The following is a 217-nucleotide window of genomic DNA, read 5'->3' as shown; positions in this document are numbered from 1 at the left end:
GTTTGGACTTTTCGGAATGGAGAAGGTTCCCTTCAGAAAGAAGAACCTCGTAGGATACAGTGTTATTCTTGTTGGAATAGTGATAATGTTTATTTAACCATTAGCAGATATAAATAATATTTCATGCGAATTATTTGGTAGAAACAAACCAGTTGTTTTATTGAAAAAAAGGAGAAATTATGTATTATATACTTGCAATAATAATGGGAGTGATGAT

It is taken from the genome of Dethiosulfatibacter sp. (assembly GCF_983023055.1).
This window is presented reverse-complemented; position numbering follows the sequence as displayed.